16 protein-coding genes and 2 pseudogenes are annotated in these 16961 nt (G+C 71.2%); 5 read left to right on the top strand and 13 right to left on the bottom strand.

Features of this window, described 5'->3' with window-relative positions:
* Genes CRP49_RS20160 through CRP49_RS20195 form a run of 8 tightly spaced genes read right to left on the bottom strand, consistent with a single transcriptional unit; the run spans position 1 to position 8550 of the window.
* The gene (locus tag CRP49_RS20160) at positions 1-1428 is read right to left on the bottom strand and encodes an FGGY-family carbohydrate kinase (protein WP_097254627.1); all 1428 of its coding nucleotides are present in this window, start codon (positions 1426-1428) and stop codon (positions 1-3) included.
* A gap of 13 nt (positions 1429-1441) precedes the next feature.
* Positions 1442-2464 carry a 2-hydroxyacid dehydrogenase gene (locus CRP49_RS20165; protein WP_097254628.1) on the bottom strand — a complete coding sequence of 341 codons (1023 nt, stop codon included), beginning with the start codon at positions 2462-2464 and terminating at the stop codon, positions 1442-1444.
* Positions 2461-3534, bottom strand: a complete 1074-nt coding sequence (locus CRP49_RS20170; RefSeq protein WP_097254629.1) for an ABC transporter ATP-binding protein — start codon at positions 3532-3534, stop codon at positions 2461-2463. Before CRP49_RS20170 ends, CRP49_RS20165 begins: the two co-directional genes overlap by 4 nt.
* Positions 3512-4336 (bottom strand): DeoR/GlpR family DNA-binding transcription regulator, encoded by an 825-nt coding sequence (locus CRP49_RS20175; RefSeq protein WP_097254630.1) that lies wholly within the window; start codon positions 4334-4336, stop codon positions 3512-3514. Before CRP49_RS20175 ends, CRP49_RS20170 begins: the two co-directional genes overlap by 23 nt.
* A complete protein-coding gene (locus CRP49_RS20180; protein ID WP_097254631.1) occupies positions 4336-5427 on the bottom strand; it encodes an ABC transporter ATP-binding protein in 1092 nt (363 codons plus the stop codon). Before CRP49_RS20180 ends, CRP49_RS20175 begins: the two co-directional genes overlap by 1 nt.
* Positions 5424-6248, bottom strand: coding sequence for a carbohydrate ABC transporter permease (locus CRP49_RS20185; RefSeq protein ID WP_097254632.1), 825 nt, complete (start codon positions 6246-6248; stop codon positions 5424-5426). Before CRP49_RS20185 ends, CRP49_RS20180 begins: the two co-directional genes overlap by 4 nt.
* Positions 6245-7129, bottom strand: coding sequence for a carbohydrate ABC transporter permease (locus CRP49_RS20190; RefSeq protein ID WP_097254633.1), 885 nt, complete (start codon positions 7127-7129; stop codon positions 6245-6247). Before CRP49_RS20190 ends, CRP49_RS20185 begins: the two co-directional genes overlap by 4 nt.
* A complete protein-coding gene (locus tag CRP49_RS20195; RefSeq protein WP_097254634.1) occupies positions 7129-8550 on the bottom strand; it encodes an ABC transporter substrate-binding protein in 1422 nt (473 codons plus the stop codon). The genes CRP49_RS20190 and CRP49_RS20195 overlap by 1 nt, the downstream gene beginning before the upstream one ends.
* Before the next feature lie 181 nt (positions 8551-8731).
* Here CRP49_RS20195 and CRP49_RS20200 point away from each other — a divergent pair, with 181 nt between their 5' ends.
* The 5 genes from CRP49_RS20200 to CRP49_RS20220 all read left to right on the top strand — a co-directional run bounded on the left by CRP49_RS20200 (position 8732) and on the right by CRP49_RS20220 (position 13023).
* Positions 8732-10159 carry an FGGY-family carbohydrate kinase gene (locus CRP49_RS20200; protein WP_097254635.1) on the top strand — a complete coding sequence of 476 codons (1428 nt, stop codon included), beginning with the start codon at positions 8732-8734 and terminating at the stop codon, positions 10157-10159.
* Between the two features lie 140 nt (positions 10160-10299).
* Positions 10300-11307, top strand: coding sequence for a hypothetical protein (locus tag CRP49_RS20205; protein ID WP_097254636.1), 1008 nt, complete (start codon positions 10300-10302; stop codon positions 11305-11307).
* 6 nt (positions 11308-11313) lie between these two features.
* A complete protein-coding gene (locus CRP49_RS20210) occupies positions 11314-11589 on the top strand; it encodes a nuclear transport factor 2 family protein (protein WP_097254637.1) in 276 nt (91 codons plus the stop codon).
* A complete protein-coding gene (locus CRP49_RS20215; protein WP_097254638.1) occupies positions 11586-12359 on the top strand; it encodes an SDR family NAD(P)-dependent oxidoreductase in 774 nt (257 codons plus the stop codon). The genes CRP49_RS20210 and CRP49_RS20215 overlap by 4 nt, the downstream gene beginning before the upstream one ends.
* Before the next feature lie 46 nt (positions 12360-12405).
* Positions 12406-13023, top strand: coding sequence for a histidine phosphatase family protein (locus CRP49_RS20220; protein ID WP_097254639.1), 618 nt, complete (start codon positions 12406-12408; stop codon positions 13021-13023).
* On the opposite strand, the pseudogene CRP49_RS20225 reads toward CRP49_RS20220, so the two are convergent.
* From CRP49_RS20225 to CRP49_RS20245, 5 genes and pseudogenes are all read right to left on the bottom strand, one after another.
* Positions 13024-13359 (bottom strand): annotated as a pseudogene (locus CRP49_RS20225) (LuxR C-terminal-related transcriptional regulator); the annotation flags it as partial.
* Positions 13352-13588 (bottom strand): annotated as a pseudogene (locus CRP49_RS20230) (MMPL family transporter); the annotation flags it as partial. The pseudogenes CRP49_RS20230 and CRP49_RS20225, both read right to left, overlap by 8 nt.
* 191 nt (positions 13589-13779) lie before the next feature.
* Positions 13780-14427, bottom strand: a complete 648-nt coding sequence (locus CRP49_RS20235) for a superoxide dismutase (protein WP_097254640.1) — start codon at positions 14425-14427, stop codon at positions 13780-13782.
* Between the two features lie 121 nt (positions 14428-14548).
* Positions 14549-15940: an amino acid permease gene (locus CRP49_RS20240; protein ID WP_097254641.1), complete on the bottom strand. Its 1392-nt coding sequence runs from the start codon at positions 15938-15940 to the stop codon at positions 14549-14551.
* Positions 15941-16062: 122 nt separating this feature from the next.
* Complete coding sequence (locus CRP49_RS20245) at positions 16063-16953, bottom strand: TauD/TfdA family dioxygenase (RefSeq protein WP_097254642.1); 891 nt, start codon at positions 16951-16953, stop codon at positions 16063-16065.
* Positions 16954-16961 lie beyond the last annotated feature (8 nt).

The raw sequence follows: 16961 nt of genomic DNA on the forward strand, positions 1-16961 counted from the left end.
TCAGCTCCGGGCCCGTTCGCGTGCCTGAGCCAGGCGCGCCAGGTGCTCCTCGTACCCCTTCGCGTAGTACGCGGCCCGGTCCGCGTCCGGCTCCACGACGCGGGTCGGCTCGGTCCAGGCCGCCGCGTCCAGGGCCGTGCCGAACCGCTCGGCCGCCGCCAGCACCGCGCCCCGCGCGCCCACCTCGCCCTCCACCACCCGCAGCGGGCGGCCCAGCACGTCCGCCAGCAGCCGCATCCAGGCGGGGCTGCGGGTGCCGCCGCCGCACACCGCCAGCGTCCCGGTCAGGCCCGCCGCCGCCAGGCAGTGCCGGGCCGCGTAGCCGATGCCCTCGCAGGTGGCGCGGATCAGGTCGGCGGGCGTCGACTCCAGGGAGACACCGGTGAGTTCGGCCCGCAGCCGGGGCTCCACGAAGGGGGCGCGCTCGCCGGAGGGCGCGAAGTACGGCAGCACGCGCACCCCGTGGGCGCCCGGCGGGGTGGCGGCCAGCAGGGCGTCCACCTCCTCGTGCCGCACGCCCGTGGTGCTCAGCACCCAGTCCAGGGCCGCCGTGCCGACCATCGCGGGCATCGCGCGCAGCCAGTGACCGGGCCGGTCGGTGGAGATGTACAGCCCGGCCGGTTCGCCGCCCAGGTCCAGGTCCGTGGTGGCGACCAGGGCGGCCAGGCAGGTGCCGACGATCAGCAGCCCGTCACCGGGCGCGGTGACGCCCGCGCCGAGCGCACAGGCCGGCAGGTCGTACGGGCCGTTCGCCAGCCGGGTGCCGGGCGGCAGCCCCGCGCCGCGCGCCTCGCCGGTCGCGACCGGATCGCTGACCGGTGCGAGCAGGCCCCGGCGGTGGGTCAGACCGAGCAGCTCCACGACCCGGTTGTCGTAGGACCGGGTGCGCGGGTCCAGGAACGGCATCGACGCGTCCGACACGTCCGTCACCGCCCGCGCCGCGCCGGTCAGCCGCTGGAAGACCATGTCCTTGCAGTACACGGCCGCCGCGGCCGCCTCCAGGGACGTCGGCTCGTACCGGTCGAGCCACGCCAGCAGCGGGCCCGGGCAGCCCGGGAACATCGCGCTGCCGGTGCGCCGGAAGACGCTCTCGAAGGTGCCGTCCGCCAGCCACTGGTCGACCAGTGCGTGGGCCCGGCCGTCCATCCAGGAGGCCGCAGGCCGCACCGGCCGGCCCGCCCCGTCCACCAGCCACACCCCGTCGCCCTGCCCGGTCAGCCCGGCCAGCTCCACGGGCTCCGGCACCCGAGCGGTCAGCGCCCGCAGTACGGCGACGACGGCCCCGTACACCTCCTCCATGTCCTGCTCCACGGCTCCGCCGCGCAGGTTGAGCCCCACCGGCCGTGCCTCGACGGCCAGTTCACGGCCGCCGCGGTCGAAGGCGGCGGCCTTCACCATGGACGTGCCCACATCGATCCCGACGTACATAAGACCTCCTGGGTCAGGTCAGACAGTGCGCGAGCGGCTCCCCGCGCACCCAGCGGCCCACCTCGGCGGCGGCGATCCGGGCCGCCTTCTCCGCGACCGCCCGGCTGGCCCCGCCCAGGTGCGGGGTGAGGACGACGCGGTCGGCCAGAGCGGGCAGCCGGGAGTCCGGCGGGAGCGGTTCACGGGCGTAGGTGTCCAGGGCCGCCGCCGCGAGCCGCCCGCCCTCCAGCGCGTCGCACAGCGCGTCCTCGTCCAGCAGCGGCCCCCGGGCCGCGTTCACCACCACCGCTCCGGGCGGCAGCAGCGCCAGTTCACGGGCGCCGATCAGACCGCGGGTCTCGGCGGTGAGCCGGGCGTGCAGGGTGATGACGGCCGAGCGGCGCAACAGGTCGTCCAGCGAGGGCACCCGCAGTCCGTGCACCTCCCCGCGCACATAGGGGTCGTACACCATCACCCGCGCCCCGAAGGCGCACAGCACCCGCGCCACCCGGCTGCCCACCGCGCCGTAGCCGACCAGCCCGACCGGCAGGTCCTCCAGCTCCAGTCCGCTGCGCTCGTAGGTGTAGTACGCCGATCCGGCCCAACTCCCCTGGCGGGCCAGGAGTTCATGGGCCTGTGGGATGCGGCGCAGGGCGGCGAGGAGCAGGCCGACGGTGAACTCGGCGGTGGCGGCGGCGTTGCGGCCGGGCGCGAAGCACACCCGGACGTCGTGCCGCTTCGCCGCGTCCAGGTTGACGTTGACCGGCCCGCCCCGGCAGACCACCACCAGCCGCAGCTGGGGGCAGGCACCGAGGACGCGTTCGGTGACCGGGCCCATCTGCGTGACCAGGACCTGCGCGCCGGCGAGAGCGGAGATCAGCTCGTCCTCGGCGTCGCTGGCCTCGCTCACCTCGGCGACCGGCCCGAAGGGTTCGAGGGGCCAGCCCAGGGTCAACTCCCGTACATCACAGGCGCCTTCCTGCCCGAGGGCGGCCGTGATGAGGGACGGCAGGACGAAGTGGTCGCCGGCGGCCACCACACGCACACTGGAGGTCATCGCAGGGTGTCTCCCGTCTCGGCGTCGAAGACATGGGTGAGTCCGGCCGCCACCCGGACCCGCTCGTCGTGCGCGAGGCGCACCTCGGGCCCGCTGAGCACCACCAGGTGCCGCTCCACCCCGTCGAGGGCGAGGGTGGCGATGCCCGACTCCAGCAGGGGTTCATGGGCCACGACCCGGGCGGGGATGCCGCCGTCGCCGGTGAGGCTCAGGTCCTCGGGGCGGATGCCGACCACCACGGCCCGCCCCTCGGCCACCGGCACCGGCAGCGCGATCCGCACCCCGGCGGACAGGCGTACGTGGCCGTCGGCGGTGGCGGCGCCGGGCAGCAGGTTGATCGCGGGCTCGCCGACGAAGTCCGCCACGAAGGCGGTGGCGGGGCTGTCGTAGATCTCGTAGGGCGTGCCGAGCTGCTGGATCACACCGTCCCGCATGACGGCGATCCGGTCGGCGAGGGACAGGGCCTCCTCCTGGTCGTGCGTGACCAGGATCGTGGTGTGGCCCAGGTCGCGCTGGATGCGCTTCAGCTCACGGCGGGTGGTGTCGCGCTGGGCCGCGTCGAGATGGGACAGCGGCTCGTCCAGGAGGAGGACGTCCGGTTCCCGGATCAGCGCCCGGGCCAGCGAAACGCGCTGCTTCTGCCCGCTGGACAGTCCGGCCGGGCGGGCGTCGAGGACGTCGGTGAGGCCGACCCGCTCGGCGATCTCGGCGACCTTGCGCCGCACATCCCCCCGAAGGCTTCTCCGGCGCGCCCTCAGCCCGAACGCCAGGTTCTCCGCGACCGTCAGCGGCGGATACAGCGCGTAGTTCTCGAACGCGACCCCGATGTTCCGCTCCTGCGCCGGACGGCCGGTCACCGACGCGCCCCCGACCAGGATGTCCCCGCCGGTCACCGCCTCCAGACCCGCGATCATCCGCAGCGTGGTGGACTTTCCGCAGCCCGACGGGCCCAGCAGCCCGAGGAGTTCACCGGACCGCAGACTCAGGTCCAGGCCCCGGACCGCCTCCACCGCCGGGCGGCCCCGCGACCGGTACGTCTTGCGCAGCTCACGTAACTCCAGCGCGGTCATCGCCCTCCCTCGGATCCGTGGCGCACACCTCGTACCGCACCTTGTGCTCGTCCAGGTCGCGCAGCGCCTCCGCCGACGCGCCGTCGTCCACCAGCAGCAGGTCGAAGCGGGAGAGCGGGGCCACCCGGTGCAGGGCGACCCGGCCCAGCTTGGTGTGGTCGACCAGCAGCACGTTGCGCGCGGCCGCGGCGAGCATCGCCCGCTTCACGGAGACGATGTGCTGCTCCTGGTGGTAGGCGTAGCCGCCGTGCACGCCCGACGTCGACACGAAGCCCACGTCCACCCGCAGCTGCTCCACCGCCTCCACACAGGACACCCCGAGGAAGGAGGAGTGCAGCCCGTCGTAGTCGCCACCGAGGGCCATCAGATGGATGCCCCGCCGGCCGGCCAGGAGGTTGATCGCCTCCAGGAAGTTGGTGACGACCGTGAGCGGGGTGATCTCGCCGAGCCGCAGCCGGCGGGCTATCTCCAGCGTGGAGGTGGAGTCGTCGAGGAGGATCGCCATGCCGGGCTCGATCTGCCCCAGGGCGTGTGAGGCGAGCGCGGCCTTCTGCGGGCGCATGGTCTTCAGCCGGTACTGCACGTTCGACTCGAACACCCCGGACGGCTGCGCGGTCACCCCGCCCCGGAACTTCCTGACGATCCCCTGCCGTTCGAGTTCGTCCAGGTCCCGGTGGATGGTCATCAGACTCACCCCGAACCGCTCGGCCAGCTCGGCCGCGGTGGCCGAGCCCTCGGCCAGCACGCGCTCGGCCATGGCGGCCTGCCGGGCCGCGGGTCCCTGCTGTGCACCACTGCTCATCACGTGCTCTTCCCGATCCGTCGTCCCGGACGCCCTGGCCGGTCGGCCTCGAACACCAGCAGGTTCTCAGCCCGGACGGCCGGTCGGACCGGTTCGTCGGGACGCAGCCCGGCCGCCTCGCTCCGGGGTACGACGAGCGACAGCTGCTGCGCGCCGATCCGCACGGTGACCTCGACCGACCAGCCCAGCACCTCGGTGACGTAGACGGACCCGTAGAGCCGGTGGCCGTCCCCGGCCAGGGAGACGTCCCGGGGCCGTACCCCGACCAGCACCTCGCTGCCGGCGGGCGCCCGCACGGGCAGCGGCAGTTCGACCGCGCCGTCCACCGACCGGAAGCCCCCGGCTTCCGTCACCGTCCCCGGCAACAGATTGATCCGCGGCCGCCCGAAGGCCCGCGCGACCTCCGTGTCGTAAGGCCGGTACCAGATCTCCTCCCGGGTGCCGGTCTGCACGATCCGCCCGTCCCGGATGACCCCGATCCGGTCGCCGAGCGCCAGTGCCTCGACGGAGTCGTGGGTGACGTACAGCGTGGTGGTGCGCCGGACGGCTCCGATCGCCTTCAGCTCGGCCCGCATCTGCTGGCGCAGCTTGGCGTCCAGGTGGGAGAGGGGCTCGTCGAGGAGGAAGGCGCGGGCCGGACGCACCAGCACCCGGCCGAGGGCGACCCGCTGCCGCTGCCCGTTGGACAACTGCCCCACAGAACGGTCCAACAGTGCGCTGATACTTAGCAGTTCGGCAATCGCCCCGACCCGCTCCCGGGCCTCGGCGGCGGGCAGCCGGTGCCTCGGTGAGCGCAACGGCGAGACGAGGTTGTCGTACACCGAGCGGTGCGGATAGAGGGCGTAGCTCTCGAAGCACATGGCCACACCCCGGTCGTACGGCTCCACGTCCCGCACGTCCCGGCCGTCGATCTCGACGGTCCCGGAGTCGGGCCGCTCAAGCCCGGCGACGGTCTTCAGCGTGGTGGTCTTGCCCGCGCCGGACGGCCCGAGCAGACAGAAGAACTCGCCCTCTCCCACCCGGAGTTCGATCCCGTCGAGGGCGGTCGTCCGGCCGTACGCCTTGTGTACGTCCCGCAGTGCGACGCTCATGACTTCACCGCCCCGAACGACAGCCCGCGCACCAGATACCGCTGGATGGTCAGCGCCAGCAGTAGCGGCGGTACGACGGAGACCAGCGCGGCCGCGGCCGTGAGGTTGTACTTGGGCCGGTCGCCGCCCAGGAAGGACAGCGCGCCCACGGTCACGGTCTGCGCGGAGCTGGAGGTGAGGATCAGCGGGAAGACGAAGTTGTTCCAGGCGAAGATGAACGCCAGCAGCGACACCGCCGCGATGCCCGGCTTCACCAGCGGCAGGGCCACCTTGAAGAAGGCCTGCTTGCGGGAGTAGCCGTCGAGCAGCGCCGCCTGCTCCAGCTCAGGGGTGAGATCCGCGAAGTACGACCGCATGATCCACACCACCAGCGGAAGCGTGACCAGCTGCAGCACCCACACCATGCCGACGTACGTGTCGAACAGCCCCAGCTTCTGGTAGAGCACGAACAGCGGGATTATCACGGTGAGTTCGGGCGCGAAGCGGAACGACAGCAGCGTGAACATCAGGTTCTCCGAGCCCCGGAACCGCCAGCGCGCCGAGGCGTACGCCGCCGGCAGCCCGACCACCAGCGAGAGCGCGACCGCGCCCACCGACACCACCAGGCTGTTGACGAAGAACCGCACGAAGGGGATGCCCTCGCTGTCACCCAGCACGGTCCGGTAGGAGTCCAGCGTCGGGGTGAACGAGAAGTAGGTGCTGAAGAGCTGGTCGGCGGGCTTGAGGGAGAGGATCACCATCCAGGCGATCGGGAACAGCGCGAAGAGGAAGTAGAGGATGAGCGCGGCATCGGCCAGCCGGCCCACCAGGCGTCGCTTCACCGGGACACCTCCGCCGCCTTCCGCTGGATCCGCCCCAGATGCCGGACGAGGACCATCGCGGCCAGGTACACCACGGCCCACAGCACGATCGTGTAGCTGATCCCGAAGGAGTACCGCTGGAAGCGGATCGCCTCCAGATACGCCCGGATCTGCAGGACGACCGTGGAGTCGCCCGGGCCGCCCTCCGTCAGGGCGTAGATGATGTCGAAGACCTTCAGCGAGTCCATGAACCGGAAGATCACCGCGACCAGGACGTACGGCCACAGCATCGGCAGGGTCAGCCGCCGGAAGGTGTACCACCAGCCGGCGCCGTCCACGGCCGCCGCCTCGAAGGGGGAGGTGGGCAGCGACCGCAGACCGGCCAGCGCCAGAATCGCCACGAACGGGGTGTAGACCCAGACGTCCACGGCGATCGACGACAACAGGGCGCCCGTCGGGGTGTCCGTCCACTGCACCCCGCCGAGCCCGAAGGGCTTCAGCAGGTGGTTGACCACACCCACCGACGGCTGGAGCATCAGCTTCCACATGATCGCCGCGATCACCGGGGCGATCATCAGGGGCAGGATCAGGATCTTCTCCAGCACCCGGCCGACCAGGGACGAGCGGTGCAGCAGCAGGGCGACGGCGACCCCGAGCACGGTCTCCACGGCGGCCGCGCCGACCGCGTACAGCACGGTCACCCAGGCCGAGTTCCAGAAGGCGTCCTGCGTGAACACGGTCTCGTAGTTCTGGAAGCGCACCATGTCCGGCTGCGGTTTGCTCGCCGAGAAGTCGAACAGCGTGTAGTACAGGCCGAGCGCGAAGGGGTACAGGATCCCGCAGGTGAGGAGCAGTGCCGGTACGACGAGGAGGTACGGGCGCAGGGTGACTCGCAGGCCCATCAGTCGACCTTGGACCTGAGGTCGCTCGCCAGTCCGTTCAGCACGGACCGGGCGTCCTTCCCGCCGTAGATCTCCTGGAGGCCGGCGGCCCAGCTGGTGGTGGCGTCGAAGAACTGGGCCTGCGGGGTGAACTGGATCTTCGTCTGGTCGACGACCGTCTCGAAGGTCTCGATGAACCCGGGCAGGTGCCGCATCTTGTCCTTGTAGGCGCCGTCCTGGCTGACCGACTTCCGTACGGGGTCGATGTGGTTGTTCGTGAGGGCGGCCCTGCGCAGGTGCTCCTTCCCGGTCGCCCACTGCAGGAAGAGCCAACTGGCGCTCTTCCGCCTGCTCCTGGCGTTCATGCCGAGCGACCAGATCCACATGTTGGTGGCGAGCGACCCGTCCGGCCCCTTGGGCCCGGGGTGGAAGGCGATCTTCCCCGAGGCGGGAGAGGCTCCCTTCACGGCCTGGAAGTAGGCCGCCGTGTCCGCGTCGAACAGCATCCCGGCCTTCTTCGCACCGAGGTCGCTGGAGCACTGGTACCAGGTGTACGACGTCCAGGACGGCGGCCCGCCCTGCCTGACCATGCCGGCCCAGTCCTCGGTGAAGGCGACGGCCTTCGGGGTGTTCATGGCGGGGGTGAGCTTCCCGCCCTCGACGGTGAAGTCGTGCAGCCCGTTGCGGGCGTACATGGTCATGAACCCGGGGTGGATGGTCGCCCAGCTCCTGGACCCGCGCACGGCGATCCCGTACATCCCGTCGAACCCGGCGCCAGGGGCTCTCTTCTTGATGGCGCCGGCCAGCTCGCGCAGCTCGTCGAAGGACTCGGCGGGCTTCAGTCCCAGCTTGTCGAACACCTCGGTGTTGTAGGCGACCACGTTGGTCTCCCAGCCCCACGGCAGCGCGTACTGCCCGCCCTGGCCGAGCGGCGCGCCCGCCTTCAGCGACCACTGGTCGGCCTGCAGGAGGTTCGGGAAGAAGTCGGCCTGGTCCCATTCGGCGCCGGTGGCTGAGGAGTTGCGCATCCAGGGCCCGAGGTCTTCCAGCCACCCCGGTGGCCCGTACTGCCACACCATGTAGGCGCCGAGCATGAAGACGTCGTACGAGGCCCGCCCGCTCGACAGATCCACGGTGAGCTTGTCGAAGTAGTTGTCCTCGGGGAAGACGTCGTACTTCACCTCGATGCCGGTCTTCTCGGTGAAGGACTTCAGGTCGGCGATCAGGGCGTCCGCGTACGGGTGCTTGTTGAGCAGCGCCCTGACCGTCGTGCCCTTCTCCCGCTTCCAGTCGAAGGAGCCGGTGACGTCGTCCGCGGCCGAACCGTCGCTCTTCTTGCCGTCACCGCCGAAGCCGGCACCGCAGGCCGCGAGGAACGGGGTCGCGGCGGCCCCCGCGGTCAGGGCGAGGAAGCGCCGGCGGTCGTGCACGTACCTGTTCATCGGTGACCTCCGTCGGTGGGGCGGTGGGGTCGGGCCGGGTTAACAGTGCGAGTCGACTCGATAACAGAGGGTGTAACGGCGAAGGAAGGCCGTCAATCCCTTGTGCACGGGGAAATCAGGGGGAAATCTCAGAGGGGTATGGGAAGTTCACAAGCCCATTCGCTATCTGCGGGAGGTCCGGATGGGGTTGGCGTGGCTCGGGATCGATCTCGGCACGCAGGGGGTGCGTGCCCTGCTCGTGACGGCCGACGGTGGCGTCCTCGGCAGCGGTGCGGCGCCCCTGCGGCGCGGGCGGCGGGAGGGGGTGCGGCACGAGCAGGATCCGGGGGAGTGGTGGGAGGCGGTGTGCGCGGCCTGCCGGGCCGCGCTCGACGGGGTGCGGGTGCGGGTGGCGGGACTCGCGGTGTGCGGGACCTCCGGGACCGTACTGCTCACCGATGACACCGGCCGCCCGGTGAGTCCGGCGCTGATGTACGACGACGGGCGGGCGGCGGCCGAGGCGGGCCGGCTGCGGTCGGCGGGGCTCGTGGTGCAGGACACCTGGGCGCTGCCGAAGGCGCGGTGGCTGGTCGGCCGGTACGGTCCCGGCCGGGTGGCGCACCAGCCCGACCTGATCAACGCGCGGCTCGTCGGCGGCCCTGTCCCCACCGACTCCAGTCATGCCCTGAAGACGGCGTACGACGTGGAGCGCGACCGCTGGCCCGACCTCACCGGGCTGCCCTCCGGTGTCCTGCCCGACGTCGTACGCCCCGGCACCAGGCTGGGCGAGGTCTGCCCGGCGGCCGCCGAGGCCGCCGGCATCCCGGCCGGCACCCCGGTCGTCGCGGGCATGACGGACGGCTGCGCGGCACAGATCGCCTCGGGCGCGCTGCGGGAGGGCGCGTGGAACTCGGTGCTGGGGACGACCCTGGTGCTGAAGGGGGCCGCCGCGGATCCGGTGCATGACCCGACCGGGGTGGTCTACAACCACCGTGCTCCCGACGGCACTTGGCTGCCCGGTGGCGCCTCCAGCGTGGGCGCCGGTGTCCTGACGGCCCGCTTCGGGAGCGCCGACCCGGCCGCGCTGGACGCCGCGGCCGCCGCCTTCGAGCCCTCGAACGCGGTCGCCTACCCCCTCGTCTCCCCGGGCGAACGCTTCCCCTTCCACGCCCCGCAGGCCACCGCCCTCCTCCTCGGCGCCCCGGAGTCCGACGCCGACCTGTGGGCCGCCCTCCTCCAGGGCGTCGCCTTCACGGAACGCCTCTGCCTGGACTACCTCCACCACCTCGGCGCCCCTCTGGACGGCCCTCTCGCCTTCACCGGCGGCGCGGCCCGCAGCCCCTACTGGACCCAGCTCCGCACCGACATCCTGGGCCGCCCGGCCAGGGTCCCGGAGCAGACCGAACCCGCCCTGGGCATGGCCGCACTGGCGGCCTACGGCACCGGCGCCGCTCCCACGCTCGCGGACGCGGCCGACGGCATGGTCCGCATCGGCACGACGGCCGAGCCCCGCCCGGACCGCACCGCACGCTTCGCCGAGCCGTACGCCCGGCTGGTGGGGGAACTGGAGTCCCGGGGGTGGCTGCCGGGGGCGGTGGCGGCGCATGCCCGGGCGCGGCTACGGCCGTGAGGGAGCCGTCGGTGATCAAGGCACAAAACATTCTGACGGGCTTTTAGCTCGATCGGATGGACAGACCGGGACAAGTCTTGCAGGGGTCGTGCGCGCCACAAGATCCTTCCTGGAGAAGGGACTTCACGAAAGGCGCATACGTGACGTATCAGGGTGTGGTGTTCACTGCCCCGTGGCCGCTTCGGTTCAACCCGCATGTGGACGCGGCTCGCGAGAGCGCGATCGACTGGATGAGAAGGTTCGATCTGCTGCACGGCGAGCAGGCCGTCGAGGACTTCACGAACTGGCGCCTGGCGGAGGTGGCCGGGTTCTTCTACCCCCAGGCCGACCTCGACGCGTGCTGTACCGCCGCGCAGATGATGGGCTGGTACTTCCTGCCGTTCGACGACCAGTTGGACGGGGAGGCCGGGCGCGATCCACGGCGGGTGGCCCGCATCTGCGGTGCGCTGATCGACATCGTGCACGGCGCACCGGGCACGGAGCGGCATCAGGCGCCGACGGTACGGGCGTTCGCCGACCTGTGGGAGCGCATGGTCCGGGGGATGTCCGCCCCGCTGCGGTCACGTGTGGCCCACCACTGGTCGTCGTACTTCGCGTCGCAGCTCACCGAGGCGATCGACCGTACCGACGGCCGCGTCCACACCGACCTGGAGGAGTACTTCCAGCTCCGGGCCGCCACGACGTGCGCCTTCGGGCAGAACGACCTGGCAGAGCACTGGGGTGGCGTCGAGGTCGCGCCGGTGGTGTGGCACCACCCGCTGTTGCGGCGCATGCGGCAACTCGCCGCGGACCTGGTCGGGTTACGCAACGACTCGATGTCCCTCAACCACGAGGACGTCACCGGCGGGCACAACGTGATCCACCTCGTCGAACGCACCCACGGCTGCACCCGGGACGAGGCACTGGTCATCGCGTCCGGGATCGCACAGGGCAAGGCCGACGAACTGGTGGAGCTCGAACGGCAGGAGCTGCCCCGCCTTGCCCGGGCCCTGGACGACTCCCAGCGGGTCGCGGTCGCCGGGTACGCGGACATCCTCCATGACTGGGTCTGCGGTGACTACGAGTGGGAGCGGATCACCACCCGCCATCACGCACACCGCACGCTGCCCGAATGGGCGACCTCCCTGCTCGTCGGCGCCGAGGGCTGAGGAACTGTGACAGCGATCCATACCGCCCGGCCGACGGCCCGCCCGGCACCGCTCGCGCCCGGCGCCCTGCCGGTCGTGGAGTGGGCCGACTCGTTCTCCCTTGACGGGTTGGACAAGTTCCCCGGCCTCTATACGGAGGACGCGGTGGCGGAGGACCGCTCCTTCAAGAGAACCCATCGCGGGCGGGCTCAGATCCGCGCCTGGGTGGCGGAGTACCTGGACGCGGTGCCGGAAGGATCCACCGCCCCGACACAAGCTCCGACGGAAGGAGTCCGGCGATGAGCGGCGCCGCACGGATCGCCCTGGTCACCGGTGCGTGCGGCGGGATCGGCACCGCTGTCACCCAGGCGCTGCTCGACGACGGCACCACCGTCATCGCCGCCGACCTGTCACTGCGGGACGGCCGGCCCGTAGGCCCCGGATGCGCCGACCGGTTCCTGCTGCGCGAGCTCGACGTCGCCGACGAGACCTCGTGGAGCGACCTGATCGACGAGGTCGAGGAGCGCTTCGGACGGCTGGACGTCCTGGTGAACAACGCCGGTGTCATGCGCCCCGGTCCGCTCCACACCACGTCGCTCGAGGACTACACCCGCATGGTGGCGGTCAACCAGACCGGCGTCTTCCTCGGCATGCGCGCCGCTCTGCCGCTGATGATCCGAGGAGGCGGCGGACAGATCATCAACGTGGCGTCGTTCGCGGGCCTTGAAGGCATCCCCGGGCTCGCGGCCTACTGTGCCTCGAAGCACGCCGTACTCGGCCTCACCCGCGCGGCCGCCATGGAGGTCGTCGCCCAGGGCGTCCGGGTGAACGTGATCTGCCCCGGTGCCGTCGCCACGCCCCTGCTCCAGAACACCGACTTCACCCGTCTCGGTTACGCTCCCGAGGAACTTCTCGCTCATGTCCCCCTCCAGCGCCCCGCCGCGCCGGAGGAGATCGCCAAGGCCGTCATGTTCCTGGCCGGTGACGCCTCCTCCTACATGACGGGGTCGACGCTGGTGGTGGACGGCGGCTGGACCGCCGGCCACTACGCCCGCACGTTCTCAGCCGGTTGACGACCGCGGCCGACCGGAGGGACCGGCACCGGCAATACTGCTCACCATGACCTCGGCCACCACCCTCCTCCTCGCCCGCCACGGCCAGACCGTCTGGCACGCCGAGAACCGGTACGCCGGCGTCAGCGACGTCGGCCTCACCGACACCGGGCGCGCCCAGGCCGAGGCGCTGGGCCGCTGGGCCGCCGCTCATCCGGTGGACGCGGTCTGGACCTCGCCCCTGTCCCGGGCGATCGCCACCGCCGAGCCCGCCTGCCGCGCCCTCGGCCTCACCCCGGGGCGCGAAGGCGACCTGAGGGAGTGCGACTTCGGGGTGGTGGAGGGCCGGACGCTCGCCGAGTTCGAGAAGGAGAACCCCGAGGCGGCGCGGGCCTTCCGCACCGACCCGGTGGCGCACCCGTTCCCCGGCGCCGAGGACCCTCGCACCGCCGCCGCCCGGGGCACGGCCGCCCTGCGCCGGATCGCCGCCGCACACCCCGACGAACGGGTCCTCGTCGTCGCCCACAACACCCTGCTCCGACTGGTGCTGTGCTCGCTCCTGCACATCCCGGTCGCGGAGTACCGCCGTGTCTTCCCGAGGTTGCACAACGCGGCGGTGAGCGAGATCCGCGTCACTGGGGAGCACACCGCGCTGCTGTCGCTCAATGTGCCCTGTGAGCCGTAGTCACCGCCGCAGCAGCCCCCGCTCCATGGCCACCACCGCCCGCGTCCGGTCGTTGACGTCCAGCTTGGCGAAGAGACGCAGCAGATGCGTCTTGACGGTGGCCTCGGAGATGACCAGACGGCGGCCGATCTCGGCGTTCGTGAGCCCGTCCGCCACCGTGTCGAGGACGTCGGTCTCGCGGGCGGTCAGCGGATCCTGGACCGGGCGCCGCATACGGGCCACCAGCTTCTCCGCCACCCGGGGGGCGAGGACGGTCTCACCGCGCGCGGCCGAGCGGATCGCGTCGACCAGCTGTTCCCTGGTGGTGTCCTTGAGCAGATAGCCGATGGCCCGAGCGGGTGGAGATCAGTACCTGTTCGGTGGACAGGCGCTCCAGGTGCCCTTCGGCGGCCATGGCCTCGGCCCGCCCGGCCTCGCCGACCCTGTAGTCCGCCGTCTTCGCGCTGTTGGTGCCGACGGCACTGCCGGCGCCCAGGCACAACGCCACGAACAGCAGCCAGCCGAGGAGGGCCCGCCAAGGGTGCCGGGCGCTCCAGCGCGCCGCGCGCACAGTGAGTGTGTTCATGCCCAAAAGCCTTGCTGAGCAGGGTACTTCGTGGAGACGGGTGCTTGGTTGAACTCGGCGTCAGCCGATCGGTGGACGCGGTGCACAAGGAGGGCCCTCGCGAGTCACGTCCTCGCGAGGGCCCTCCTCTTCATCCGCCCGCTACGTGAAAGGTGAGAAGACGATCACGAGCAGGACGTTTCACGCCTGCCTCAGGGCGCCAGCAGCAGTACGTCCGCGCGGGCCCTGGCGGCCTCGTAACGGCGGGCCACGTCCTGCCAGTTGACGACCTGCCACATGGCCTCGATGAAGTCGACCTTCTGGTTCCGGTACTGGAGGTAGAAGGCGTGCTCCCAGGCGTCGAAGACGAGGATCGGCACGGAGCCCTGCCCCACGTTGCCCTGGTGGTCGTAGACCTGTTCCACCACGAGTCGGCCGCTCAGCGGCTCGTACGCGAGGACGCCCCACCCGGAGCCCTGGGTGGTCGCGGACGCCTTGGTCAGCTGGGCCTTGAACCCGGCGAAGGAGCCGAACGACTCGGTGATGGCGTCCGCGAGGTCGCCCACACCGTCCTGCGCCAGAGGCTCGCCGCCGCCGTCCTTCGGGCCGGTCATGTTCTGCCAGTAGATGCTGTGCAGGATGTGCCCGGAGAGGTGGAACGCCAGGTTCTTCTCCAGGCCGTTGATCGAGCCCCACGACTCCTTGTCCCGCGCCTCGGCGAGCTGCTCCAGCGTGTCGTTGGCGCCCTTCACATAGGCGGCGTGGTGCTTGTCGTGGTGCAGCTCGATGATCTCGGGGCTGATCACGGGGGCGAGCGCGGAGTAGTCGTAGGGCAGGTCGGGCAGCGTGTAGACGGGCATGGGTCGTTCCCCTCCGAACCTCTTATTGCAAATGGCTTGCAACTACACGCTAGCAACAAAAAGACCCCCGCGGGTGCACCGCGGGGGTCTTTCGGGAGGGGCTCGAAGAGGAGGGGCGAGGTCAGGACCTGGCCCGCACCCGCTGCCGGACGTACCCCACGACCGCGAGGAACAACGTCATCCCACCCGTCGAGTACAGCTGAATGCGGGTGCCTTCCTCCCGCGCCATCAGCACGAAGATCGCCGCCATCCCCGCCAACGCGACCCACGTCAGCCAGGGGAACCCCCACATCCGTACGACCAGCTTCTCCGGCGCCTCCCGCTCCACGCGCCGCCGCAACAACAGCTGGGAGACCGCGATGAAGATCCAGACGACCAGGATCACCGCGCCGATCATGTTCAGCAGCCAGGGGAAGACGTCGTCCGGCCGCCAGTAGCTGAGCAGCACGCACACGAAGCCGAAGACGGAGGAGGTGAGGACGGCGATGCGCGGGACCCCGCCGGAGACCTTCGCCAGGACCTTGGGGCCCTGACCCCGCTCGACCAGCGAGTAGGCGATGCGCGAGGAGCCGTAGATGTTGGCGTTCATCGCGGAGAGCAGGGCGACGAGGACGACGACCTTCATCACCTGGCCGGCGCCGGGGATGCCGAGATGGTCGAGCGTGGCGACGTACGGGCCCTTGTCCGGGTTCGCGATGTCCTTCGAGTCCCACGGGACGAGCGTGACCACGACCGCCATCGACCCGATGTAGAACAGCGCGATGCGCCACATCGCCGTGCGGACCGCGCTCGCCACGCCCTTGACCGGGTTCTCGGACTCGGCGGCCGCGATCGTGACCGTCTCCAGGCCGCCGTAGGCGAAGACGGAGGCGAGCAGACCGACGATCAGCCCCTCGCCGCCGTGCGGGAAGAAGTGGGTGAGGTTCGCGGTGCCCGGGGCGTCCGTGCCGGGGAGTACGCCGGTGATGGCGAGCCCGCCGAGGACGAGGAAGAGCGAGATCGCGCCGACCTTCAGGGCGGCGAACCAGAACTCGAACTCGCCGAAGTTCTTCACCGCGGCCAGGTTCGCCCCGCAGAACACCAGCATGAACAGGGCGACCCAGGCCCACTGCGGGGTGCCCGGCAGCCAGCCGGTGACGATGTTCGCGGCGGCGATGCCCTCCAGGCCGACGGCCGTGCACAGCAGCACCCAGAAGGACCAGCCCGCGGTGAAGCCCGCCCAGGGGCCCATGGCCCGCTCGGCGTGCGCGGAGAAGGAACCCGAGGACGGGTGGGCGGCCGACATCTCGCCGAGCATCCGCATCACCAGCATCACCAGGAGGCCGGAGAGGGCGAAGGCGAGCACGATGGACGGTCCGGCCGCGGCGATACCCGCGCCGGAGCCGACGAACAGGCCCGCGCCGATCACACCGCCGAGGGCGATCATCGACAGGTGGCGCTGCTTGAGACCGTGGGAGAGGGAGACACCGTCCCGCTGCTGCGGTGGCGTCTCGGTGGTGGTGCTGTTGGGCATCGGCGCGGCTCGTCCAGTGCTGAAGAGTGGGCAAAAACGCCCACAGTCTGGGCGGCCCGTCCGCTCACGCGAACGAGTCGCCCAGTATGCGGACACCCCCTGTACGCAGGGTGAGTGTGACGTTACGCGGCCACGGGTGTGTAGTGCGAGGCGTCACCCTCGATCGAGTAGCTCTCCTTGCCCTCGATGCCGACCGGGACGTCACCGGCGACGGTCACCCGGTGCAGCCGGCGCGGCTGCCCGTCGTAGTTGTCGATGGCGTAGTGCTGGGTGATGCGGTTGTCGAAGAGGACCAGCTGGTTCTCCGACCAGCGCCAGCGCAGGATGTTCTCCGGGCGGGTGACGTACGCCTGGAGCAGGTCGAGGATCCTGCGGGACTCGCCCACCGACAGGCCGGTGATCCGCTGCGCGAACCCGCCGATGAACAGCCCGCGTTCGCCGGTCAGCGGGTGGACGCGGACCACCGGGTGCGCGGTGCGGTACTTGATGGACGTGAACTGGGCGCGCTGGGCCGCCTTCTCCTCGTCGATCTCCTCGTCCGGCACCGCGTAGTCGTAGTCGTTGGTGTGCTCGGCCCACAGGGTGTCGGCCAGCCGGCGCAGCGGCTCGGGCAGGTCGCGGTAGGCGGCCGCCGCGTTGGCGATCAGGGTCTCGCCGCCGTACGGCGGGACGGTGATCGAGCGCAGGGTGCTGGCCTGCGGCGGGTTGAGGACGAAGGTGACGTCCGTGTGCCAGTGGTTGGCGCGGCCGCGCTCGCTGTCCACGGGCAGCACGTTCGGGGCACCCTCGACGGCGCCGACCGTCGGGTGGGCGGTGGTCAGGTCGCCGAAGTGGCGGGCGAAGGCCTGCTGGCCCGCGTCGTCCAGGCCTTGGGCGTCGAAGACGAGCGCCTTGTGGACGTTCAGGGCCTCGCGGATCGCGGCGACCTGCTCCGGGGCGAGGGGCCGGGTGATGTCGACGCCGGAGACCCGGGCGCCGATGCGTGCGGTGACCTTGGTGATCTCGATGGACATGGTCGCTG

It is taken from the genome of Streptomyces sp. Ag109_G2-15 (assembly GCF_900215565.1).
Taxonomy (GTDB): domain Bacteria; phylum Actinomycetota; class Actinomycetes; order Streptomycetales; family Streptomycetaceae; genus Streptomyces; species Streptomyces diastatochromogenes.